Origin of the sequence: Sphingorhabdus pulchriflava (assembly GCF_003367235.1) — a bacterium.
In the GTDB taxonomy this organism is placed as follows: Bacteria; Pseudomonadota; Alphaproteobacteria; order Sphingomonadales; family Sphingomonadaceae; genus Sphingorhabdus_B; species Sphingorhabdus_B pulchriflava.
On sequence record NZ_QRGP01000001.1, the window covers coordinates 2,098,674 to 2,122,423 of the forward strand.

General features: G+C 59.6%; 13 protein-coding genes. 4 read left to right on the forward strand and 9 right to left on the reverse strand.

The window, feature by feature from the left end:
• Window positions 1-2: 2 nt before the first annotated feature.
• From DXH95_RS10450 to amaB, 4 genes are all read right to left on the reverse strand, one after another.
• A complete protein-coding gene (locus DXH95_RS10450) occupies window positions 3-1,496 on the reverse strand; it encodes a CoA-acylating methylmalonate-semialdehyde dehydrogenase (protein ID WP_115549259.1) in 1,494 nt (497 codons plus the stop codon).
• Between the two features lie 207 nt (window positions 1,497-1,703).
• Window positions 1,704-3,140, reverse strand: a complete 1,437-nt coding sequence (locus DXH95_RS10455) for a glutamate synthase subunit beta (protein WP_115549260.1) — start codon at window positions 3,138-3,140, stop codon at window positions 1,704-1,706.
• Between the two features lie 17 nt (window positions 3,141-3,157).
• Window positions 3,158-7,798, reverse strand: a complete 4,641-nt coding sequence (gene gltB, locus DXH95_RS10460) for a glutamate synthase large subunit (RefSeq protein ID WP_115549261.1) — start codon at window positions 7,796-7,798, stop codon at window positions 3,158-3,160.
• Window positions 7,799-7,979: 181 nt separating this feature from the next.
• Window positions 7,980-9,470 carry an L-piperidine-6-carboxylate dehydrogenase gene (gene amaB / locus DXH95_RS10465; protein ID WP_115549262.1) on the reverse strand — a complete coding sequence of 497 codons (1,491 nt, stop codon included), beginning with the start codon at window positions 9,468-9,470 and terminating at the stop codon, window positions 7,980-7,982.
• A gap of 175 nt (window positions 9,471-9,645) precedes the next feature.
• On the opposite strand from amaB, the gene DXH95_RS10470 reads away from it, so the two are divergent.
• A complete protein-coding gene (locus tag DXH95_RS10470) occupies window positions 9,646-10,830 on the forward strand; it encodes an acyl-CoA dehydrogenase (RefSeq protein WP_181883634.1) in 1,185 nt (394 codons plus the stop codon).
• A gap of 158 nt (window positions 10,831-10,988) precedes the next feature.
• Here the strand turns inward: DXH95_RS10470 and DXH95_RS10475 are convergent, their stop codons facing one another.
• Complete coding sequence (locus DXH95_RS10475; RefSeq protein WP_115549263.1) at window positions 10,989-15,623, reverse strand: NAD-glutamate dehydrogenase; 4,635 nt, start codon at window positions 15,621-15,623, stop codon at window positions 10,989-10,991.
• Between the two features lie 196 nt (window positions 15,624-15,819).
• Between DXH95_RS10475 and DXH95_RS10480 the strand changes: the two genes are divergently transcribed.
• On the forward strand, window positions 15,820-17,160 hold the full coding sequence (locus DXH95_RS10480; RefSeq protein ID WP_115549264.1) for a dicarboxylate/amino acid:cation symporter: 1,341 nt from the start codon (window positions 15,820-15,822) through the stop codon (window positions 17,158-17,160).
• Here the strand turns inward: DXH95_RS10480 and DXH95_RS10485 are convergent, their stop codons facing one another.
• Genes DXH95_RS10485 through DXH95_RS10495 form a run of 3 tightly spaced genes read right to left on the reverse strand, consistent with a single transcriptional unit; the run spans window position 17,161 to window position 19,699 of the window.
• Window positions 17,161-18,279 (reverse strand): kynureninase/PvdN C-terminal domain-containing protein, encoded by a 1,119-nt coding sequence (locus DXH95_RS10485; protein WP_115549533.1) that lies wholly within the window; start codon window positions 18,277-18,279, stop codon window positions 17,161-17,163.
• Window positions 18,276-19,064 (reverse strand): tryptophan 2,3-dioxygenase, encoded by a 789-nt coding sequence (locus DXH95_RS10490; protein ID WP_115549265.1) that lies wholly within the window; start codon window positions 19,062-19,064, stop codon window positions 18,276-18,278. The genes DXH95_RS10485 and DXH95_RS10490 overlap by 4 nt, the downstream gene beginning before the upstream one ends.
• Window positions 19,065-19,105: 41 nt before the next feature.
• Window positions 19,106-19,699 (reverse strand): TetR family transcriptional regulator C-terminal domain-containing protein, encoded by a 594-nt coding sequence (locus tag DXH95_RS10495; RefSeq protein WP_115549534.1) that lies wholly within the window; start codon window positions 19,697-19,699, stop codon window positions 19,106-19,108.
• Between the two features lie 33 nt (window positions 19,700-19,732).
• Between DXH95_RS10495 and DXH95_RS10500 the strand changes: the two genes are divergently transcribed.
• Together DXH95_RS10500 and DXH95_RS10505 are read left to right on the forward strand one after the other, a co-directional pair.
• On the forward strand, window positions 19,733-20,896 hold the full coding sequence (locus DXH95_RS10500; protein WP_115549266.1) for an aromatic ring-hydroxylating oxygenase subunit alpha: 1,164 nt from the start codon (window positions 19,733-19,735) through the stop codon (window positions 20,894-20,896).
• Entirely contained in the window at window positions 20,893-22,506 is a 1,614-nt protein-coding gene (locus tag DXH95_RS10505) for a phytoene desaturase family protein (protein ID WP_115549267.1), read from the forward strand. The genes DXH95_RS10500 and DXH95_RS10505 overlap by 4 nt, the downstream gene beginning before the upstream one ends.
• Here DXH95_RS10505 and DXH95_RS10510 read toward each other — a convergent pair.
• Window positions 22,449-23,750 carry an amino acid permease gene (locus DXH95_RS10510; protein ID WP_115549268.1) on the reverse strand — a complete coding sequence of 434 codons (1,302 nt, stop codon included), beginning with the start codon at window positions 23,748-23,750 and terminating at the stop codon, window positions 22,449-22,451. The genes DXH95_RS10505 and DXH95_RS10510 overlap by 58 nt on opposite strands.

Below are 23,750 nucleotides of genomic sequence, written 5' to 3' on the forward strand. Positions count from 1 at the left end.
GGTTAGCCCATCGTCGGAATGATGAAGGCGTTCGAACCATCGCCGCCGCCATCGGGCCAGCGGGCGGTGACTTTCTTCACCTTGGTCCAGAATTTGATGCCTTCCATGCCATATTGGTCGGTGTCGCCAAAGCCGGAGCGTTTCCAGCCGCCAAAGCTGTGATAGGCGACGGGAACCGGGATCGGCACGTTGATGCCGACCATGCCGACATTGACGCGGCTGGCAAATTCGCGCGCAGCATGGCCGTTGCGCGTAAAGATCGCGACGCCATTGCCATATTGGTGCTTGCTCGGAAGGCTGATTGCCTCTTCGAAATCCTTTGCGCGCACCATCTGCAGCACGGGGCCGAAAATCTCTTCCTTATAGCTTTCCATGTCGGTCGTGACATGGTCGAACAGGGTCGGGCCGATAAAATAACCTTCCTCATGCCCCTGCAGCTTGAAGCCGCGTCCGTCGATGACCAGTTCCGCACCTTCGTCGGCGCATTTCTGGATCCAGCCCTCGACTTTCGCCTTGTGCTGCGCGGTGACGACCGGGCCATAATGCGCTTCAGTGTCTGTCGAAATGCCAATCTTCAGCGCGTGGATCGCGGGGATCAGCTTTGCCTTCAGCGCTTCAGCCGTATCATCGCCCACCGGCACGACGACGGGCAGCGCCATGCAGCGTTCGCCTGCCGAACCGAAGGCCGCGCCCGTCAGATCATTGACCACCTGGTCGAGGTCAGCATCGGGCATCACAATGCCGTGGTTTTTCGCCCCACCCATCGCCTGCACGCGCTTTCCGGCGGCGACGCCGCGGTTGTAGACATAGTGCGCAATATCGGAACTGCCGACAAAACTGACGGCGCTGATCGCCGGATGGTCGAGGATTGCATCGACCATTTCCTTGTCGCCATGCACGACCTGGAAAATGCCTTCAGGGATTCCTGCTTCCAGAAACAGTTCGGCCAGTCGATTGGGCACGCTCGGGTCGCGCTCCGAAGGCTTCAGGATGAAGGCATTGCCAACGCTGGTGGCAACCGCACCCATCCAAAGCGGGATCATCGCCGGGAAGTTGAACGGGGTGATGCCCGCACCGATGCCCAGCGGCTGGCGCATCGAATAGACGTCGATGCCGGGGCCTGCGCCCTGCGTATATTCGCCCTTCAACACATGTGGCAGACCGCAGCAAAATTCGACAACCTCCAGCCCCCGCTGGATATCGCCCTTGCTGTCAGCAATCACCTTGCCATGCTCGGCGGAAAGCATGTGCGCCAGTTCGTCCATATGCTTTTCAACGAGCGCCTTGAAATCGAACATCACGCGCGCCCGGCGCTGCGGGTTCATCGCTGCCCATGCCGGTTGCGCCTTTTGCGCCGCTGCCACTGCCTGATCGAGGACTGCCTTGTCACCTAACGCAACGCGCCCCTGCACCCCGCCATTATTGGGGTCCATGATGTCACTGAACCGCGATGCCGCTGGCACACCGCCCACAAGGAAATGGTCAATCTGGCGCATTTTGGCTCTCCTATAGTCCCAGTCCGAATATCTAGCGGCCATCATGACCTTTTTGCGAGATTCGGTAATAATCCATCATAGTCGCGCAACTATCGAATAGCAAACTTCTGCTTTTCATTGGACGCACGACTCGTGCTGTAGGCTAACCCAGCTTAGCTGAAGAGGGCATAGAAATATCACCGGTACAATGGGAACAATCGACCGCAATCAGCGCGGCAGCTCACTTTCGCCCATCAAGTGCAGGTCAACGGCGCGCGCGCACTGACGGCCTTCGCGGATGGCCCAGACAACCAGACTTTGGCCGCGCCGCATGTCGCCACAGGCAAAGACGCCTTCGCGACTGGTCATATAGTCGCTGACATTGGCGGCAACATTGCCACGCGGGTCGAGCACAACTTCGGACTGTTCGACCATCCCGGGCTTGATCGGGCCAACAAAACCCATTGCCAGAAGGATCATATCAGCCTTCAGCACGAACTCGCTTCCGGGCACATCTTCCATTCGGCCGTTCGACCAATCAACGCGAACACATTCGAGGCCCGTTACCCGGCCATTTTCGCCAATCACACGGCGGGCGTTGATTGCCCAGTCGCGCTCGCAACCCTCTTCATGCGAAGACGATGTGCGCAGCTTCAAAGGCCAATCGGGCCAGCTGAGCGCTTTGTCTTCCTTGATAGGCGGCTTGGGCATGATTTCGATCTGCGTCACCGAGGCCGCACCCTGGCGGTTCGATGTTCCGACGCAGTCAGAGCCTGTATCGCCACCGCCGATAACGATGACATGCTTGCCCGTCGCGGTCAGCGTACCGCGCGGCGCGGCGCGGGTTTCGTCGTCGCCGGCATTGCGCTTATTCTGCTGGGTCAGGAATTCCATGGCGAGCCGGACGCCCGCCATTTCCGCGCCGGGGATGGTCAGTTGGCGCGGATCCTCGGCGCCACCCGACATCACCACCGCATCGAAATTCTCGCGCAGCGATTCCATCGACACATGCACGCCGACCTCGGTCGAGGTTTTCAACACAACGCCCTCAGCCTGCATCTGCATCAAGCGGCGATTAATCTGGTCCTTATCGAGTTTGAAGTCCGGTATGCCGTAGCGCAGCAGCCCACCCATCCGGTCATTCTTTTCGAACAATGTGACGCTATGCCCCGCGCGCGCCAGCTGTTGCGCACAGGCCATGCCTGCCGGTCCTGAACCGACGACGGCAACCGACTTGCCTGTCTTCCGCGCAGGCGGTTGCGGCAAAATCCAGCCTTCTTCCCAACCCTTGTCGACGATGGCGCATTCGATCGACTTGATCGTGACCGGCGCGTCATCAATGTTCAAAGTGCAGCTAGCCTCGCACGGAGCGGGACAGATGCGGCCGGTGAATTCGGGAAAGTTGTTGGTGCTGTGCAGCACCTCGAGCGCATTCTGCCAGTCACCTTCATAAACCAGATGGTTCCAGTCCGGGATGATGTTGTTCACCGGGCAGCCATTGTGGCAATAAGGGATGCCGCAGTTCATGCAGCGCGATGCTTGCGCCTTCAGCTTTTCCTCGGGCAGCGGCACCACAAATTCCTTGTAGTGCTTCAGCCGCTCCTTGGCGTCGGAATAGGTCCGGTCTTGCCGGTCGAGTTCGAGAAAGCCTGTTGCCTTGCCCACTTTAATACTCCGTGATCTTATTCAGCCGCGACATGGGCAGCGGCAAGCCGTTCGGCCTCCAACTGCTTCAGCGCGCGCTTGTAGTCCTTCGGCATGATCTTGACGAATTTGCCGAGTGCGTTGGGCCAATCATCAAGAATTGCGCGGGCGCGCTTGCTGCCGGTGTAGAGATGGTGGCGTTCGAGCAGGATGCGCAGGCGATCCGCCGAATGATAAAGCATGTCGCCCATGCCGAAATCATGCACGCTCGACGCACGCTGCGTCGGCGCTCCGGTGCTGTTTTCAGCTTCGGGGCCATCGGCCTCAATCGCTTCGACATCGACCATCGCCATGTTGCAACGCTCGCGGAAGCGGCCATCCTCGTCATAGACATAGGCGACCCCGCCCGACATGCCTGCCGCGAAATTGCGCCCGGTCTTGCCAAGGACAGCGACCACACCGCCGGTCATATATTCGCAGCCATGATCGCCGGTGCCTTCAACCACCGCGAGTGCGCCCGAATTGCGGACGGCAAAGCGTTCGCCAGCGACGCCGCTGAAATAGGCTTCGCCTGCAATCGCACCGTACAGCACAGTGTTGCCGACGATGATATTCTCGGTCGGCTCGCGGTTAACATGGGCTGGCTGCTTCACAATCACCCGCCCGCCCGACAGGCCTTTGCCGACATAGTCGTTGGCATCGCCGGTCAGATCGAGCGTGATGCCATGGGCGAGGAACGCGCCAAAGCTTTGCCCCGCAACACCGGTTAAGGCGATCTGGATGGTATTTTCAGGCAGGCCTGCATGGCCATATTTCTTGGCCACTTCTCCAGAAAGCATCGCCCCAACGGTGCGGTTGAGGCTCTTCACCTCGCGTTCGATGCGAACAGCCTCACCTTTTTCGAGAGCAGGGGTTGCGGCAGCGATCAGGTCCTGATCGAGTGCCTTGTCGAGCCCGTGATCCTGTGTCTCGGTCTGGTGCAGCGAACCGCCTTTGGTGTCGACGACGTGCAGCAAGCGAGACAGGTCAACGCCCTGCGCCTTCCAGTGGTGGATCGCCTTCTTCATGTCGATGCGGTCAACGCGGCCAACCATCTCGTCAATGGTGCGGAAGCCCATTTCGGCCATGATCGCGCGGAGTTCTTCGGCGACGAAGAAGAAATAGTTGATCACATGCTCGGGTTGGCCGGTGAAGCGCGCGCGCAACACCGGGTCTTGCGTTGCCACACCTACGGGGCAGGTGTTCAGATGGCATTTGCGCATCATGATGCAGCCTGCTGCAATCAGCGGGGCGGTTGCAAAGCCAAACTCGTCTGCGCCAAGAAGCGCACCAATCGCAACGTCGCGGCCGGTGCGCAGGCCGCCGTCGACCTGCACTGCAATGCGGCTGCGTAGATTGTTGAGCAGCAAGGTCTGCTGGGTTTCGGCAAGGCCGATTTCCCATGGCGAACCGGCATGGGTGAGCGAGGTGAGCGGCGAAGCGCCCGTCCCGCCTTCATAACCCGAAATCGTCACATGGTCGGCGCGTGCTTTCGATACGCCTGCGGCAACCGTGCCGACGCCGACTTCGGAAACCAGCTTCACCGAAATACGCGCACCGGTGTTGACGTTTTTAAGGTCGTGGATCAGCTGCGCCAGATCCTCGATCGAATAAATGTCATGGTGCGGCGGAGGCGAAATCAGGCCGACGCCCGGGGTCGAATGGCGGGTTGCGCCGATGGTCTTGTCGACCTTGTCGCCAGGCAACTGGCCGCCTTCACCAGGCTTTGCACCCTGCGCCATCTTGATCTGGATATCGTCAGCATTGACGAGATATTCCGCCGTTACGCCAAAGCGGCCTGATGCGACTTGCTTGATTGCCGAACGCATCGACGACCCATCGGGCAGCGGCTTGAAGCGCTTGGGATCTTCGCCGCCTTCGCCGGTGTTCGATTTGCCGCCGATGCGGTTCATCGCCAGCGCCAATGTGGTGTGCGCCTCCCACGAAATCGAGCCATAGCTCATCGCGCCGGTGGCGAAGCGCTTGACGATTTCGGACGCGGGTTCGACTTCGCTGATGTCGAGCGGCTTGTCCGCCGGTTTCAGGTCCATCAATCCGCGGATGGTCAGCAGGCGCTCGCTCTGTTCGTTGATCGAACGGGCAAACTCTTCATATTCCTTGGGATTGTTTCCGCGCACGGCATGCTGCAATTTGGAAACGCTGTTCGGCGTCCAGGCATGGTCTTCGCCGCGGATGCGGTATCCATAGATGCCGCCAACATCGAGCATGTTGCGATAGATCGGGTTGTCACCATAGGCCGCTGCATGGCGGCGGACGGTTTCCTCGGCGACCTGAGCAAGGCCGACACCTTCGATGGTGGTCGCGGTGCCAGTGAAATATTTGGCGATAAATTCGGATGACAGGCCGACGGCGTCGAAAATTTGCGCGCCGCAATAGGATTGGTAGGTCGAAATGCCCATCTTGGACATAACCTTGAGGATGCCCTTGCCGACCGCCTTGATGTAGTTTTTCTGCACCTCATAGGTCGAAAGCGAGAGCCCTTGGCGTACGCGGATTTCCTCCAGCGTTTCAAAGGCGACATAGGGGTTGATCGCTTCGGCACCATAGCCGGCAAGCACGCAGAAATGGTGCACTTCGCGGGCTTCGCCGGTTTCAACAACAAGGCCGGTCTGCATGCGCAGACCCTGACGGACAAGGTGGTGATGCACGGCGGCGGTCGCCAGCAATGCGGGCATCGCTATCCGGTCCGGCCCCTGCGCGCGGTCGGAAAGGATAAGGATGTTCTTGTCCTGCAGCACCGCCTCGGTTGCGGCCCAGCACATTTCCTTGATCGCCATTTCAAGACCGGCAGCGCCGCTGGCGGCATCCCAGGTCATGTCGATGGTTTCGGCACGGAAGGCCGCGTCGAGCGCCTGTTCGACCGAGCGGATCTTGGCAAGATCGGCGTTGGTGAGGATCGGCTGATCCACCTCAAGCCGCTTGTGCGTGCCGGCGTCATGGCCCAGCAGGTTCGGTCGTGGACCAATCATGCTGACAAGGCTCATCACCAATTCTTCGCGGATCGGGTCGATCGGCGGGTTGGTGACCTGCGCGAAATTCTGTTTGAAATAATCGTAGAGCAGGCGTGGCTTGTTCGACAGAACGGCAATCGGCGTGTCGGTGCCCATAGACCCCAGCGGGTCATCGCCGTTGGTGGCCATCGGTTCGAGGAATTTGCTGATATCTTCCTGCGTGTAGCCAAAGGCTTGCTGGCGATCGAGCAGCGCGCTGTGATCGTTGGCGAGTGCAGCATCGGCAACCTCTACCTCGTCCAAGTCCTTTAGCTTGTACTGCGCGGACTCAAGCCACTTGGCATAAGGCTCCTTGGTCGCAAGCTGCGCCTTGATTTCCTCATCCTCGATGATGCGACCCTGCTCCATATCGATGAGCAGCATTTTGCCCGGCTGGAGCCGCCATTTGCGGACGATATTGTCTTCCTTAATCGGCAATACGCCGCTTTCCGAAGCCATGATGACATGTTCGTCATCGGTGACGCAAAAACGCGCAGGACGCAGGCCGTTGCGATCAAGCGTCGCGCCAATCTGGCGGCCATCGGTGAAAGCGACAGCAGCGGGGCCGTCCCATGGTTCCATCAATGCGGCATGATATTCGTAAAATGCGCGGCGATTGGCATCCATCATCGGGTTGCCTGCCCATGCTTCGGGGATCAACATCATCACCGCATGGGCAAGGCTGTATCCACCCGCGAGCAGCAGTTCGAGCGCATTGTCGAGGCACGCCGTGTCTGACTGGCCGTGCGGAATGATCGGCCACATCTTGTCGAGATCGGGACCCATCAGATCCGATTCCATCGTACGCCTGCGCGCGTTCATCCAGTTCACATTGCCGCGAACCGTGTTGATTTCGCCATTATGCGCGACAAAGCGATAGGGGTGCGCCAGCTTCCAGCTGGGGAAGGTGTTGGTCGAGAATCGCTGGTGGACCAGCGCTAGTGCCGATTGGCACAGCGGGTTGCGCAAATCGTCGTAGAAGGAACCAACCTGTCCAGCGAGTAGCAGTCCCTTGTAGACCACCGTGCGGGTCGACATCGAGGGGATGTAAAAGCTCGAAAGACCGGGCAGTCCATGCTTCTCTTCGAGTGCCGCTAGCGGATTTTGCGCCTGCTTGCGGATGGCGAGCAGTTTGCGTTCAAACGCTGCTTCGTCGGCGCAATTCTCACCACGCCCGATGAAGAGCTGGCGGATCACCGGCATCTGTTCGATCACTGCCTTGCCGAGGCCGTCGAGCGTCGTCGGTACATCGCGCCAGCCGAGGATGGTCTGGCCTTCCTTGACGATGAAACTCTCAAAATTTGTGATACCGAATTCGCGCGCCGCCTCATCTTGCGGCAAGAAACACATGACGACGGCATAATCGCCCGGCGGCGGCAGGTTGACGCCCGCGCCCTTGGCCCAGTCACGGTACAGCGCGTCGGGAATCTGGATCAATATGCCCGCGCCATCGCCAAGCAACGGATCGGCACCCACGGCGCCGCGATGATCGAGGTTGACGAGTATCTGCAACCCACGCTCGATGGTTGAGTGGGTTTTGACGCCTTTTATATTCGCGATGAAGCCAACGCCGCATGCGTCATGCTCGTTGCGGGGGTCATACAGTCCCTGTGCCGGAGGAAATCCCATGGCGTACCCTTATTATCCGAATCTGGTGAAATTTTGAATCGCGGTAGCGACAGATTCGCGCAATTAAAAGACCTGAACGATGCAAGATAGGAAAGTAATCTTGCCCTATTCGAAAGTTTGCATTTCAGAGCAGGCTTAACTGGCGCACATCCCCCACATTAGTGGGCCTGTTCCGAGGGCGTTAGATGTCGAACCTGACACCCTGTGCCAGTGGCAGGTCGTTGCTGTAGTTGATGGTGTTGGTCGCCCGGCGCATATAGGCTTTCCATGCGTCGGAACCTGACTCGCGTCCACCACCGGTTTCTTTCTCCCCGCCAAACGCCCCGCCGATCTCCGCGCCCGAGGTACCGATATTGACGTTGGCGATGCCACAGTCGCTGCCTGACGCCGACAGGAACAACTCACACTCGCGCAGATCGAGCGAGAAGATCGACGAGGACAATCCCGCACCCACACTGTTCTGCAGCGCGATGGCATCTTCGAGCTTTGAATAGCGGAAGACATAGAGGATTGGTGCGAAAGTTTCACGCAAGCATGGCCCTTTATGCTCAGCCATTTCGACAATAGCGGGGCGAACATAGGCGCCAGACCGTTTGATCCGTTCGCTGCCATGTATCTGCGCACCCATTGCTTCAGCTTCATTCAAGGCGGCTTGCATCCGATCGAAGGCATCTTCATCAATCAGTGGTCCGGCCAGATTGCCACTATCCAGCGGATCCCCGACAGATATGCTTGCTGCAGCGGTTTTCAGCTTCTCTACAAAGCCATCATAAATGGCTTCATGCACGAACAGACGGCGCAGGCTGGTGCAGCGTTGGCCGCTAGTGCCAACCGCCGAGAACAATACGCCTCGCAAAGCAAGGTCGAGGTTGGCTTTGTCGCTAACAATCGCGGCATTGTTGCCACCGAGTTCAAGGATGGTTTTGGCGAAGCGCCCCGCAGCCACCTGCCCCACCGCGCGCCCCATCGCGGTACTACCGGTTGCAGAGACAAGCGCAATGCGCGGGTCGGCGACCAGGGTGGCACCGATATCGCGCGCGCCTATGACGACTTGTGAAAGACCTTCAGGCGCATCGTTAAAATCAGCCAAAACGCGGTCGAGCAGGGCCTGCACCGCCAATGCAGTCAAAGGCGTTTTCTCAGACGGCTTCCAGATGATACTGTTGCCGCACACCAAAGCCAGCGCGGCATTCCATGCCCAGACCGCGACGGGAAAGTTGAAAGCGCTGATAATCAGCACTGCCCCTAGCGGGTGCCATTGCTCCATCATCCGGTGGCCGGGCCGTTCGCTGGCGATGGTGAGGCCATGGAGCTGGCGCGACAAGCCGACCGCGAAGTCGCAGATGTCGATCATCTCCTGCACCTCGCCCTCGCTCTCGCTGATCGTCTTGCCGCATTCTATGGTGACGAGGCGGCCAAGATCGAGTTTATGCTCGCGCAGGGCGTTGCCGAAACGGCGGACGAGTTCGCCTCGACGGGGGGCGGGGACGGTGCGCCATGTTAGAAAGGCGCCCTGGCCGCGGGAAAGCGCTGTGTCTATGTCCTGAGATGTTGCTGTTGTGACAGAGCCAATCTGGCTGCCGTCTATGGGCGTGTGGACAGGGAGACCGCCCTTGGAAACGGGGCAACCAAGTTGACTAAGCAATAAATCGATGTCCGTCCGAATTGACATTGTTGCCCCCCCCAAGGCGTCATCCTGAACTTGTTTCAGGATTCATTTCGCCTTTCAAACTCCGTCTTTAGCTGCACGATGGACCCTGAAACAAGTTCAGGGTGACGGTTTCTGATGCAACTTGTTTCGTCCCGATGAAAAGTCTAGCGAGCCGAAAACGTAAATGGAGATTCCCATGGCCGAAATGGCAGCCTTTGACTGGTCAGATCCCTTTTTCCTCGATGATCAGCTTACCGAAGAGGAACGCATGATCCGCGACGCCGCGCATGGCTTTGCGCAGGACGAACTGCAGCCGCGCGTGATCGAGGCATTCCGCGAGGAGGTCGATGCCCCGGAACTTTTTCCGCTGATGGGTCAGGCCGGGCTGCTAGGCGCGACCATTGCGCCGGAATATGGCGGCGCTGGTGCGAGCTATGTCTCGTACGGCCTGATCGCGCGCGAAATCGAACGCGTCGATTCGGGCTATCGTTCGATGGCGTCGGTGCAATCGAGCCTCGTGATGCACCCGATCAATGCTTATGGTTCGGAAGAACAGCGTCGCAAATATCTGCCGGGCTTGGCAAGCGGCAAGTTGATCGGCTGCTTCGGCCTGACCGAACCTGATGCGGGTAGTGATCCGGCAGGAATGCGCACCGTCGCTAAAAAGGTCGATGGCGGCTACGTCCTCAACGGCAGCAAGACCTGGATTTCAAACGCGCCGTTCGCGGACGTCTTCGTCGTCTGGGCAAAGAGCGAGGCGCATGGTGGCGGCATCAAGGGCTTCATCCTTGAAAAGGGCATGAAGGGCCTGTCCGCACCCAAGATTGAGGGCAAGCTTTCCTTGCGCGCCTCGACCACCGGCATGATTATGATAGACAATGTCGAGGTCGGCGAAGACGCGCTACTGCCTGACGTACAAGGCCTGAAGGGGCCGTTCGGCTGCCTCAATCGTGCGCGCTATGGCATCAGCTGGGGTGCACTGGGAGCTGCCGAATTCTGCATGCAGGCAGCGCGTCAATATGGCCTCGACCGGCACCAGTTCGGCAAGCCGCTCGCGGCAAACCAGCTCTATCAAAAGAAACTCGCCGACATGATGACCGACATTGCGCTCGGCTTGCAGGCCTCGCTCCGCGTCGGTCGCTTGATGGACGAAGGTCGATTTGCGCCCGACATGATCTCGATCGTCAAGCGCAACAATGTCGGCAAGGCTTTGGACATCGCGCGGCAGGCGCGCGACATGCATGGCGGCAACGGTATCTCGGAAGAATATCAGGTCATCCGCCACATGGTGAATCTGGAGACCGTCAACACCTATGAAGGCGCGCATGATGTGCACGCACTGATCCTGGGACGTGCGATTACCGGGATTGCGGCTTTCTAGGATATGTTGGTGCTCACTGAACCGCAGTGCTGAGCCTGTCGAAGCACGTCTCTCAGCGTGGCGCCAACCTTGAGGCGCCCTTCGACAAGCTCAGGGCTACGGTATAGAAGCAGCCGATTGGCGTTTAGTCTGCCCTCCCACAGACAGGAGGGGAAGCACTACCGCCCCAACAAAGTCCGTGCCTGCCCGGCAATCTGCGCGAGCATGGCAGGAGTCGGCAGACCACCCCGGCGTGCGCGGTCGATCATCGAACGGAACATACCGACACGGTCACTGTGCTTGCCAAGCCAGGCGGTGACCGCGTCGGCATCGGCCACTTTTTGACGGCGCAGGAAATCGAGCCGCATCGCCTGGAAATCGCGTGCCAGACCCGCGACGAGCAAACGTTCCCAGGGATCCTTGGGGTCCATCTGCATCGCGCTGTTCTGCGCCCAGCCGAGGCCCAGAGCATCGCCCAAAAGCACAAATGCCTTGGTCAGCGCCTTGGCATCGGCCTTACGCTCGGTTGCCAATGCAGCGAGACCGATCGCGCCATCGAGTTGCGCGATACGGACCAGCTTTGCGACCAGCTTGGCAGGCGCTCCGCCAGCCGACAGCTTGTCACCATAGGCTTCGGTCTGCGCCGCGACATCGGGGGTCAGCAATTCCTTGCGCGCGGTCGAGAGCTCTTCGATCACTGGTGCATAATCACCAATGGCTGTTCCGACGGCGCGGCCTTCCTTGCCGTTGCGGATCATGTCGGCCATGTGTGCGCGGGTCTCGACTGCGATCTGTTGGAACAGCATGATGCGTGTCGCTTCGGGGATCTTTGCCTCATCGATTTCGGCCCACAGTGCAGGGAGATCGAACAGACGTTCGGCTATCGCAAAGGCTTCGACGACGATACCGAGCGTGCAGCCTTCCTCTTCGGCCAACTCAAACGGGTGCAGCATGCCCATGCGGTTGATCATGCGATTGGCCAGCTTGGTCGCAATGATTTGCGGACGCAGCCTGTGCGTCAGGATGGCTTGCGCGTGCGTCGCTGCCATCGGCTTGGGGAAGGCTGCGAGCAGTTCGCCATCCATCGCGCTGTCGGCGGCCAGCGGGCTATGTTCGGCCGCATCCTGAGCAGCCAGCTTGGCAGTCGACAGCAGCACGGCGAGTTCTGGCCGGGTCAGTCCATGGCCCTCGGCTTCGCGGCGCAGATATTCATCATTGCCTTCCAGCCCCTCAACCACACGGTCGAGTTTGCCCTGGCTTTCGAAGATTTCCATCAAACGGACATAGGCAGGCAAATCCCCTGCCCCGCCGCTTTCCGAAATCGAAAGCGCCAGCGTCTGCAGCCGGTTATCCTCCAACACCAGTTCGGCGACATCGTCAGTCATGCTGGCGAGAAGCGTATTGCGCGATTCAATTTTGAGTCGACCCGCCGCCATCTCTGCGTTCAGAGCAATCTTGATATTGACCTCATTGTCCGAGCAATCGACGCCAGCGCTGTTGTCGATAAAGTCGGTGTTGACCCGCCCACCCTTCAGGCCAAAGGCGATGCGCGCGGCTTGGGTGACACCCAGGTTCGCGCCTTCGCCGATCACCTTGGCGCGCAGATCCTGCGCGTTGATGCGGATGGCGTCGTTGGCGGGATCGCCCACCTCGACATTGGCTTCGCTGGCATCTTTCAAATAGGTGCCGATGCCGCCAAACCAGATCAGCCCGACTTCGGCTTTCAAGATTGCCTTCATCAACGCAGCCGGTTCCATCACACTGTCTTCGACGCCGAGCAGCGCACGCACCTCCGGCGAAAGCTTGATTTCCTTCTCGCTGCGCGCAAACACGCCGCCGCCTTTGGAAATCAGCTTCGCGTCATAATCGAGCCAGCTTGAGCGCGGCAGGTTGAACAGCCGCTGCCGCTCTTTCCAGCTGGCCGCCGGATCGGGATTGGGATCAAGGAAGATGTGGCGATGGTCGAATGCCGCGACCAACTTGATCGCCTTTGACAGCAGCATGCCGTTGCCGAACACGTCGCCCGACATGTCGCCGACGCCCGCAACCGTTACCGGTTCCTTCTGCACATCGATGCCCATTTCGGCAAAGTGCCGCTGGACCGAGACCCAACCGCCCTTGGCGGTGATCCCCATCGCCTTATGGTCATACCCAACCGAGCCGCCCGACGCGAAAGCATCGCCCAGCCAGAAACCGCGTTCGAGCGCGATGGCATTGGCCACGTCGGAGAAGGTTGCTGTGCCCTTGTCTGCGGCAACGACGAAATAGGGATCATCGCCATCGCGGATCACAACGCTGTCGGGGTGGACAACCTTGTTATCGACCAGATTGTCGGTGATCGACAACAGGGTGCGGATGAAGATGCGGTAGCTTTCGGTGCCCTCGGCAAGCCAAGTGTCGCGGTCCACGCGCGGATCGGGCAGGCGCTTTGGATAGAAACCGCCCTTCGCCCCGGTAGGCACGATTACCGCATTTTTCACGCGCTGCGCCTTCATCAGGCCCAGAATTTCGGTGCGGAAATCGTCGCGTCGGTCGGACCAGCGCAGCCCGCCACGCGCAACCGGCCCCGCGCGCAGGTGGATGCCTTCGACGCGGGGGCTGTAAACAAAGACTTCGCGCCAGGGGAGCGGTGCGGGCAGGCCCGGGACTTTGGCGCTGTCGAGCTTGAACGCCAGTGCCTCTTTCGAAGCTGGCGCAAAGGCGTTGGTGCGCAATGTGGCTTTCACCACAGCCTGCATCAGGCGTAGGATGCGGTCTTCGTCCGCCGCCGCAACCTTAGCCAAGCCCGCCTTGATTTCCTCATCGAGCTTGACGACAGCAGAGCCGCGATCACCGGTAAAGGCCGGATCGTGCAAAGCAGTGAACAGCGATATGATCGCACGCGCAATACCCGCATTATTGCCAAGCGCTGCGACGACGGTCGGAACGCCATAATTGAGGCCGGTCTGGCGCAGATAACGGTGCCAGGCGCGGAGCCAGACGACTGACTGCGGATCGAGCCCGGCAATCGTGATCAACTGGTTGAAAGCGTCATTCTCGGCTTTGCCGTCGATGACCTGAGTCAGTGCGGTTTCAACCACATCCTTGCGCGCAAACAAGGGCGCGGTCGAAGCCCCGCCGCGCAGGCCGAGGTGGAAATCGTGGATATAGGCAATATCGTCCAACGCGGTCGGCACCTGCTCGATCACGTTGAAGCCGAAATTTTCGAGCACCGGCACAATGTCAGACAACGGCATCGCCCCACCGGCATTGTACACTTTCAGGCTGAGCGTGCTGTCGTCCTTATCTTTATCGGATATCAGGCGCGAGACGCGGCTATGGTCGCGTTCCATCGCCAGCAGGCCGATCATGTCCTGCGCCGCTTCGGTAACCGGATAGGCCATGCGGTGCGATTGCGGGAAGGCAGCGGCGTAGCGTTCCATCAGCGCAGCGGCTCGCTTTTCGTCTGTTACGCGTGCCAGCTCCGCCTCTACGGCAGGCTCCCAACCGCGGACCATCAACTGGAGACGTCGGTCTAGCGCGGCCTCGTCGATATCAACATTGCGGTCTTCAAGGTCGAGCAGGTAACGCAACAGACCGATCCCGCCATCCTCAAGCCCAATCGACCAGCCGAGCACGCTTGCACCCTTGGTCTCGGTCAGCATCGCCTCAATGGCACGACGCAGCCCGGTCGAAATCTCGTCGCGCGGCAGCCAGACGAAAACAAACACATGCCGCCCTAACGCAGAACGCACCGCAAGCAGCTTGGGCCGAGGCCGGTCGGTCAGCGACATGGCAGTCAGCGTCACCCGCTCCAGATCGGCGCGGCTGAACGACACCAGCAGGTCGTGCGGCAGCGAGGTCAGTGCATGCGACATCGCCTTGCCCGCATGGCCCGACGGGTCAAACCCATATCGGGTGAGCAAATCGGAAAGCTGGGTGCGCAGCAGCGGAATACGCTCCGGCGGGGTCGCGAGCGCGTTGCTCGTCCACAGGCCACCGGTTACGCCCAGCCCCTTGATCTTGTCGCCATCGCGGACCGGCACGACCAAGATGTCGAGCTGTACCGCACGGTGGACGGTCGACACCCGGCTCGATTTCAGTATCAAAGGCGCCTGCCCGCCTTCCGCAAAATAGGCGCGGGCGCGGGTTATACTTTCCTCTGAAAGCAATGCGGTTTCGCTTGACCGGGCCAGCCCCAGACGCGCCTCTCGCACGCCGTCCCCGATAATGCGTTCATGTGCCAGCACAGTCATCGCGCCGTCCATGAACCAGCGCATCAACGCCGCCCCTTCGCCCTCGGGCAGGCTGTCGGCATCTTCAGACATCGCCCCCTGCATCTTGCGCCAGTCAGTCACCGCGCAGCGCACATCCTCCAGCACGGCAGCAAGACTGTCCGCCAACGCGCGCCGTTCCTTCGCATCGATGCGCGAAGTCTCGACATAGATGAAGCTCTCGCGCTTACCCGTCGATCCGCGCTGCTCGCTGAGCGCGGTCAGAGTGCCCGAGGCATCACGTTCGACATCGACCACCGGATGGATCAGCCGCTCAATGGCGACATTGGCCGAGGCGAGAGCAGCCGCAACCGAATCCACAAGGAAGGGCATGTCGTCATTGATCAGCGCCACACGCATCGCCAGACGACCGCTGGCATCGGCAAATGTGTCGACCGCGACTTTGGACTTGCCGCTTGTCCGTTTCGCCGCTGTCGCCAGCATGAATTCGACCGCCTGCGCCTGTGCATCCTTGCCGAAACCGTCAATCTCACCGGGCAAGGTACGCGCCAATATTGCTGCCAGCAGGGGTTTCGCCAATTTGGGGTCGGCACTTGCCATGTCTAATCGCTCCGCGTCGTTTCAGGGCTTTTCACCCTATTTGATTTTCCTTGCCTATGCCCCCGTTGGAACGGCCAAACAACCAGATAGTTGCGTTTGAAACGAAATTTACGCTGCGGAAACGGATGCGCTTGCCGTGCCGTTACCGCTCGGTTACCACAGCTAAAGAACAGACCAAGATTAAGGGGAAGCATAAATGGATCGCCGACTGACATGGTACATCCTTGCTGGGATGATCCTGGGCGTGGTTGTCGGCTATGCCGTTCATATCGGTATAGCGCAGGACAATGTCTGGTTCGAATATGCGACCAAGACATTCAAGCTGCTGTCGGATATCTTCCTCAACCTGATCAAGCTGCTCGTCGCGCCCTTGATCCTGTCGACCATCGTCGTCGGGATTGCGCATATGGGGGACAGTTCGGCGCTGGGCCGTATCGGTTTCCGCGCGATCAGCTGGTTCATTATCGCCAGCTTCATATCGATCGGCCTCGGCCTGTTGATGGTCAATGTCTTCCAGCCCGGCGTCGGTGCGCCAGTGGATACAGTCGCCGCAGCGGCGCAGAATATCGGCGAGGTGAAGAAGCTCGATTTCTGGGAATTCATACTCTCGATCTTCCCCAAAAACGCCTTCGAGGCGATGGCGACCAACAACATCCTTCAGATATTGGTGTTTTCACTTTTCGCAGGCGTCGCGCTGTCGGCGCTAGGCGAAAAGGGTGCGCCATTGGTCCGCGGTGCCGATGCGCTCGCCGAAATGATGTTGCAGATCACCCATTATGTGATGCGTTTTGCTCCGTTCGCCGTCTTTGGCGCTCTGGCCAAGGTGGTGGCAACCAGTGGCTTGGCCATCCTTGGCACTTATCTGGAACTGGTCGTCGAATTCTATCTGTCGCTGTCGATCCTGTGGGTCATCCTGCTGTCGCTCGGCGCGATTTTCCTGGGACGGCGGATATGGACGCTGATCCGCTATATCCGCGAACCGATGCTGATCGCTTTCTCGACAGCCTCGTCCGAGGCTGCCCTTCCCAAGCTGTTCGAACAGCTTGATCGCTTCGGCGTGCCGCGCCGGATTTCCGGCTTCATGCTGCCGCTGGGTTACAGCTTCAATCTCGACGGCTCGATGATGTATATGAGCTTTGCGACAATCTTCATCGCCCAAGCTTATGGCATGGACCTGTCAATCGGCACGCAGATCCTTATCCTGCTGACGCTGATGATTTCCTCCAAGGGCGTGGCCGCCGTGCCGCGCGCCTCGCTCGTCGTCATCACCGGCACGCTTGCCATGTTCGATTTGCCGGTCGAGGGCGTTGCCCTGATCCTTGCTATCGACCAATTCCTAGACATGGGCCGCACCGCGACCAATGTTGTCGGCAATGCGGTTGCGACCTCTGTTATCACCAAATGGGAGGGCATGCTGGAGGTCGAGGAACCCGAATTCATCGAACCACCCCATGCCCCGTCGCACACTGTCGCGGGTGGCAAGGCCGGCCTGGAATTGGCTGAAGATATGGTCGAGGATCAGCGGACGAAGACGTAATCAGATGCTTCGCAGGATATCGACCAACCGGTCCACATCCTGCGCATCCTGATAGATTCCGAAACCGATGCGCAGCACATCACCGCGCACGTCGGTGATGACATTATTTGCCTCCAGTTTGGCGTGCAAAGACGGTGCCCCTTGTCCGCGATAGGCGAGGAAGCGGGCATGTGGACCACTATCGAGCGGATTGAGCAATTCGAAACCGGACATTGCAGCAGCGCCAACAAAGCGAAGTTGCAACGCCTCGACATGAGCCGAGATTTTGCCCGTCGTCAGTTCTTCCGCATCGAGCGTCCGGCGCACGGCATTGAAGCGGTACAGCCCCGAGGCATCAAATGTACTGCCCAGAAACCGCCCGCCATCCTGCGCATAACCGACCGCGCCGGGCGGAAGAGCAAGATCTTCAAACGCGGCATACCAGCCCGTTACTACCGGCCTCGGTGCGAACCCGGGCGGTGCGTGGAGGAAGCATATCCCTTCCCCCGCCATCGCATATTTGTACCCGCCGGAGACATAGAAGATGCGGTTGGCGACGGCGGACAAATCGGTCTCGATCGCCATAAAGCCATGATAGCCATCAACCACCACCCACGGCCCGTCGGGCTTGGCCAGAGCTGCCAACCGTTCAAGGTCACCTATGATCGCGCCGGAGTTGAACAGCACCTGGCTGGCAAAAATCAGATCGACCCCGCCGGCCTCCGCCGTGGCAACCAGTTCATCTGCAGGCGCATTGACCAGCACCGCCTCCCCAGCCTCTACCCAGCGCGCCATCTGGCGGCGGAAGCTGTGGAACTCGCCATCGGTAGCGAGCACACGCACCGGTCGTTTCGAAATCGCGGAAAAAATGCGAACAAGGAAATCGTGCGTGTTGGGCGAAAAAGCGATGGTTGAGGGATCGGGCAGCTTCAGCTCACGGGCAATATGGCCCTGCGTTTCTTCCCACACCGGCCCCATGATGCGGCCCCATTTCAGATCGGCAAGCTGCGCTGCATCCTCCCAAGCCTCGACCTGCGCATCATAGCTGGCGTCTGGCCAGAGGTGGTGGCTGTGCGCAGCAAAATGCAGGCGGTCGGGATTGGCCGAAAGTGCGCGTGAGAAGAGGTGCTTGAAGCTCAAAGCTGCGTCCTCAGCGACCACAGCTCTGGAAAAGCGCGTTTTGCCAGAGTGGCTTGCAAATAGCTCACCCCCGCCGTGCCCCCGGTACCGCGCTTGCCGCCAATAACGCGTTCGACAGTAATCACGTGCTTGTGCCGCCAGGTGGCCATCGCATCGTCAAGATCGACCAGCTTCTCGGCGAGCTGGTACAATTCCCAATAGCGTTCCGGTTCGCGATAGACAGTCAGGAAAGCAGTCTCGACGGTGGGGTTTGCAACATAAGGCTGGCTGAAATCACGACCCAGCACTTCGCCCGGTATCGGCAATCCGGCACGCGCCGCAGCGGCAAGGGCATCGTCCCAGATACTCGGCGTTTGCAAGGCCTCACGCATCGCCGCCTGTGCTTCCGGACGATCCTCCTGATATTTCAGAAAACCGCCATCTTTCAGGCCCAGCATATATTCAACCGTGCGAAACTGGTCTGACTGGAAACCCGAACTGGGCCCCAGCACATGGCGGAACCGCGTATAGTCCGAGGGCGTCATTGTTGAGAGAACATCCCAGCTTAGCGTCATAACCGCCTGGATTCGACTGACCCTTGCCAGCGCCTTATAGGCTGGTACCAGCGCATCGGCCTGCACCTGCGCCTTGGCCAATTTCATCTCGCGAATGATCTGCTTTAGCCACAATTCCTTTGTCTGGTGGATGATGATGAACAGCATCTCGTCATCCAGTTCGGATTGTGGATGCTGGCAGGCGAGCAGATCGTCGAGTGCCAGATAGCGGGCATAAGTCATGTCGGTCATGCTCGACCGATACAGTTTCAATTGATACTAGGCTAGCCCAGTCAGCCTAGCAAAGCATCGAGCCATTTCTCGACCAGCACTCCCGCTTCCGCGCGGCTGAACGGGGCATCTCCCAAGCTGAGTTCCAGCCAAAGGCCGTCGACCAGCGCCGTCAGTGCAACCGCCGTCAACCGGTGGTCGCCCGGCTGGCAATCAGAAATCAGGGTTTCCAGATCAGCGCGATAATCGCGGTAGATTTGCCCATGCAGTTTCGAAATCTGCGCATCGGTCTTGGTAAGCGCCCAGAAGGCGAGCCAGGTGGCGAGCAGTTCGGGATCGGCGATCGGTGGGACGAAGCTGGCGGTGAGATAAGCGAGCAATCGATCGCGCGGGGTTTGCGGTGCGTCAGCAACAGCTTCGGCGAGCGCTGCCTGCACCCTATCGCCCGTCCAGCGATAGGTTGCGGCGATTAACGCATCGATGCCGTCATAATAATGGCGGAGCAGACCGGGGGACACCCCAGCTTCGGTACAGATCACACGAACCGACGTCCCCTGCACACCGTTTTTGGCGAGTGACGCAGCACAGGCTGCGATGAGCGCGTCGCGTCGGGTATCGGCACTTTCGCGTGTGAAGGGACTGCGGATGGCTTGCATATTGTTATACACTCGTATAACAACTGCTGCGTCATGGCAAGCATAAGCAAACTAACATCAGTTCAGGACCCTCTGGATGGCTGGAGCCTTCCGGCTTGGACCTATAACGACCCCGAGTTCGCGGCACTCGAAATCGACCGCATTTTCCGCCCCGGATGGCAAGTTGTCTGCCATGTCTCCGATGTGCCCAATGCAGGCGACTGGCACAGCCTCGATTATGTCGGCGAAAGCGTGATCGTGGTGCGCGGGGCGGACCAGCAACTGCGCGCCTTCACCAATGTCTGCCGTCACCGCGGCAGCCGCATCGTCGATGGATCGAGCGGCTGCGCGAAAAAGCTTGTCTGCCCGTACCATGCCTGGACCTATGACCTTGACGGCCGCCTGACGGGTGTTCCCGACAGCGCCTCCTACCCCACGCTCGACAAGAGCAAGGCGGGGCTGGTCCCGGTCGATATGGAAATCTGGCGCGGTTTCATCTTCGTCCGCCTCGAAAGCGGCGGCCCCTCGGTCGCGGAAATGATGGCGCCTTATGAAGATCAGGTCGCGCCCTACCGCTTCGAAGAATTAAAGGCACTGGGCCGCGTCACCATGCGCCCGCGCGACGTGAACTGGAAGAATGTCGGCGACAATTATTCGGATGGTCTGCACATCCCGGTCGCACATCCCGGCCTCACACGCCTGTTTGGCAAAAGCTATGGCGTGGAGGCCGAGCCCCACGTCGACCGCATGTGGGGCGACCTTGTGGACCGGCCATCAAACAACTGGTCCGAACGCGCTTATCAAAATCTGCTGCCTTCGGTGCCTCATTTGCCAGAGGCGAACCAAAAGCGCTGGCTCTATTTCAAACTATGGCCCTCGGTCGCGTTCGACATCTATCCCGATCAGGTCGATTTCATGCAGTGGCTGCCAACTGGGCCGACCACCTGCCTGATCCGTGAAATCAGCTATGTCTTTGACGACGATCGCCGCGAAATGAAGGCCGCGCGCTACCTCAACTGGCGCATCAACCGTCAGGTCAATGCTGAGGACACCGCGCTGATCACGCGCGTGCAAGAGGGCATGGCGAGCCGCACATTCTCGATGGGCCCGCTGTCTGACAAGGAAGTCTGCCTCAAAAGCTTTTGCGCGCGGATCCGTGACCTAATCCCTGAAGCCCGCCTCGAACAACGCCCCGCGCCGGGCTGGAGCAACAAATGACCCAAAAATATGATGCCGTAATCATTGGCGGCGGCCACAACGGCCTTGTCTGCGCATTCTATCTTGCCCGCGCGGGCATGAAAGTGCGCATCGTCGAGCGCCGCGATGTTGTCGGTGGCGCAGCGGTGACCGAGGAATTCCACCCCGGTTTCCGCAACAGCGTCGCAAGCTACACTGTCAGCCTGCTGCAGCCCAAGGTCATCGCCGACATGCGCCTCGCCGACCATGGTTATCGCGTGATCGAGCGCCCGATCAGCAACTTCCTGCCGCAGGAAGATGGTGGCTATCTAAAGCTGGGTGGCGGGCTTGAACGCACCCAGGCCGAATTTGCCCGTTTTTCCGAACATGACGCGGCTGTTCTGCCGGATTATTATGACATGCTCGAAGGCGTGGCCGATGTGCTGCGCGACCTGGCGCTCAAATCGCCGCCCAATGTCGGCGAAGGCCTGAAAACGCTGTTCGACGGTGCGCGGCAGGGCATGGGGCTCGCCCGCCTGACGCTGTCGCAGCAACGCGATGTGCTTGACCTGTTTGTCAAATCCGCCCGCACCTTCCTCGATAGCTGGTTCGAAAGCGAAGCGGTTAAAGCCGCGTTCGGATTCGATGCCGTAGTCGGCAACTATGCCAGCCCCGACACACCGGGCAGCGCCTATGTCCTCCTCCACCACGTCTTCGGCGAAGTGAATGGCAAGAAAGGTGCCTGGGGCCATAGCGTCGGCGGGATGGGTAAGATCACCCAGATCATGGCCAAGGTGTGCCGCGAACATGGCGTCGAAATCAGCCTTGAAAGCCCGGTCTCGCGCGTCTTGGCCGATGGCGGTAAGGTCGCTGGCGTGCGCCTGGAGAGCGGCGAGGAAGTGATTGCCGACCGTGTGATTTCGAATGTCGGGCCGAAACTGCTGTACGAACGGATGTTCGACGAGAGCGACCTGCAGCCGGAATTCAAACGCCGCATAAAGGGTTTCAAGGCAGGCAGCGGCACATTCCGCATGAATGTCGCTTTGTCCGAATTGCCCAAATTCACGTGCCTGCCCGAGGCTGGCGAGCATCACCAGTCGGGCATCATCATCGCGCCGACGCTCGATTATATGGACGAGGCGTTCCTCGATGCGAAACGCTATGGCTGGTCGAAAAAGCCGATTGTCGAGATGCTTATCCCATCCACCGTCGACGACAGTCTGGCCCCCGAAGGCCAGCATGTCGCGTCGCTGTTTTGCCAGCAATTTGCACCCGAACTGCCAAATGGTCGCGATTGGGATGCCGAGGAAGGCAAGGCCGCCGATACAATCATCGACACAGTCGAAGCCTATGCCCCCGGCTTCCGCGCCTCAATCCTCGGCCGCCAGATCCTCAGCCCCAAGGGGCTTGAGCGCAAATTCGGCCTTGTCGGTGGCGACATCATGCACGGCAATATGAGCCTCGACCAGCTCTGGTCGGCACGGCCTGTGCTGGGCAACGGCAGCTACCGCGGACCACTCAAGGGGCTGTATATGTGTGGCGCGGGAACGCATCCGGGCGGCGGTGTGACCGGTGCCCCGGGGCATAATTGCGCTCAGGAGGTGCTGGCAGACAGGTCGTTCTTGGGCAGGCTCCGCCGGGTCCACCAGTAAAGCGGCAGGCCAGCGAGCATCAGGACGATGCTCAAACCGCTGGCATCAACGCCCGCGCCCCACAGGCTCCAAACACCAAATACCAACCCGATCAGCGCGAAGGGCACGGCGATCTTACGCTTCAGCGCCACGGCTGCACAGGCGAGATAGAGCCAGAGCGTGACCGACGTGGTCACCAGCGCCATGAAGGTGAACAGGCCAGCCATCGATTGGCTGCTGTTCGCCAACACCAGAAGGCTTCCCAGCACCGTCGCCGACAGCAGGCCATTGATCGGCACACCATTGGCCGTCGTGCGGGCAAACCATTGCGGCATCATCTGTCGTTTGGCCATTTCCAGCGGGACTTCTGCTTGCACAAGCGTCCAGCCATTGACTGCACCAATCGCACTGATGGCGGCAAAGGCTGCCACAAATGACGCTGGCCCCGGCGACCAAAAGGTCGAGACAAACAGCTCAAATGGGGCGGGGGAAGCTGCGACTTTATCTGCGGGCAGCATCAAAGTGATTCCCGAGCAGACGATCAGATAGATAATACCCGAGAGTAGCGCGCCGTAAAATGTAGCGCGCGGGACATTGCGTTGCGGGTTATCGATCTTGTGCGATGCAGCGCAGGCCGCCTCAAAACCGATCATTGCCCACAGTGTCATCGCCGCTGCCGTATTGACCGAGGAGAGCGACAGCCCTTCGTCCGGGTAAGGCGCAAGTGTCGCTATGCCCTCGCGGCCGAAAATCATCCCGATCAGGATTGCCACGACAATCAACGGCGTCAGCTTGAGCAGGGTCGTTATCACCTGAAACGAGCCTGCAGATCGTACCCCGAGTAGGTTTACCGCCGTCATCGTCCAGATAACGCCAAGCGCGGTAAGCGATGGATGTTCGCCTAGCACAGGGAGGAAACTCGACATATACGACGTGGCCCCCACTGCGATGGTCACGCAACCGGTCCACACCGATACCCAAAAGGCAAAGCCTATCAGGAAGCCCGCCAATGGCCCGAAGCTTCGCTCGACCAGCTCAGCCGGGCCAATAGCACCTTCATGAGCAGCCGTTAGTTTGGCGAGCACATGGGCAAGGCATAGCGCACCCGCTATCGTGACTACCCAGCCGGCAATCGCGTTCCAGCCAAAAGGCGCAAGGCTCTGCGGAAGCAGAAATACGCCCGAGCCGATCATATTGCCCATGACCAGTGCCACGGACATGAAAAAGCCGAGCTTTTGGCCCGGCTTTTTCGTTTTATCGTTCAT

Excerpts from the sequence above, each read along its gene's own strand:
- DXH95_RS10470 (WP_181883634.1), top strand. The coding sequence starts at position 9,646 with ATGGCCGAAATGGCAGCCTTTGACTGGTCAGATCCCTTTTTCCTCGAT.
- DXH95_RS10500 (WP_115549266.1), top strand. The coding sequence starts at position 19,733 with ATGGCAAGCATAAGCAAACTAACATCAGTTCAGGACCCTCTGGATGGC.
- DXH95_RS10480 (WP_115549264.1), top strand. The coding sequence starts at position 15,820 with ATGGATCGCCGACTGACATGGTACATCCTTGCTGGGATGATCCTGGGC.
- DXH95_RS10505 (WP_115549267.1), top strand. The coding sequence starts at position 20,893 with ATGACCCAAAAATATGATGCCGTAATCATTGGCGGCGGCCACAACGGC.
- DXH95_RS10450 (WP_115549259.1), bottom strand. The coding sequence starts at position 1,496 with ATGCGCCAGATTGACCATTTCCTTGTGGGCGGTGTGCCAGCGGCATCG.
- DXH95_RS10475 (WP_115549263.1), bottom strand. The coding sequence starts at position 15,623 with ATGGCAAGTGCCGACCCCAAATTGGCGAAACCCCTGCTGGCAGCAATA.
- DXH95_RS10510 (WP_115549268.1), bottom strand. The coding sequence starts at position 23,750 with ATGAACGATAAAACGAAAAAGCCGGGCCAAAAGCTCGGCTTTTTCATG.
- amaB (WP_115549262.1), bottom strand. The coding sequence starts at position 9,470 with ATGTCAATTCGGACGGACATCGATTTATTGCTTAGTCAACTTGGTTGC.
- gltB (WP_115549261.1), bottom strand. The coding sequence starts at position 7,798 with ATGGGATTTCCTCCGGCACAGGGACTGTATGACCCCCGCAACGAGCAT.
- DXH95_RS10495 (WP_115549534.1), bottom strand. The coding sequence starts at position 19,699 with ATGCAAGCCATCCGCAGTCCCTTCACACGCGAAAGTGCCGATACCCGA.
- DXH95_RS10490 (WP_115549265.1), bottom strand. The coding sequence starts at position 19,064 with ATGACCGACATGACTTATGCCCGCTATCTGGCACTCGACGATCTGCTC.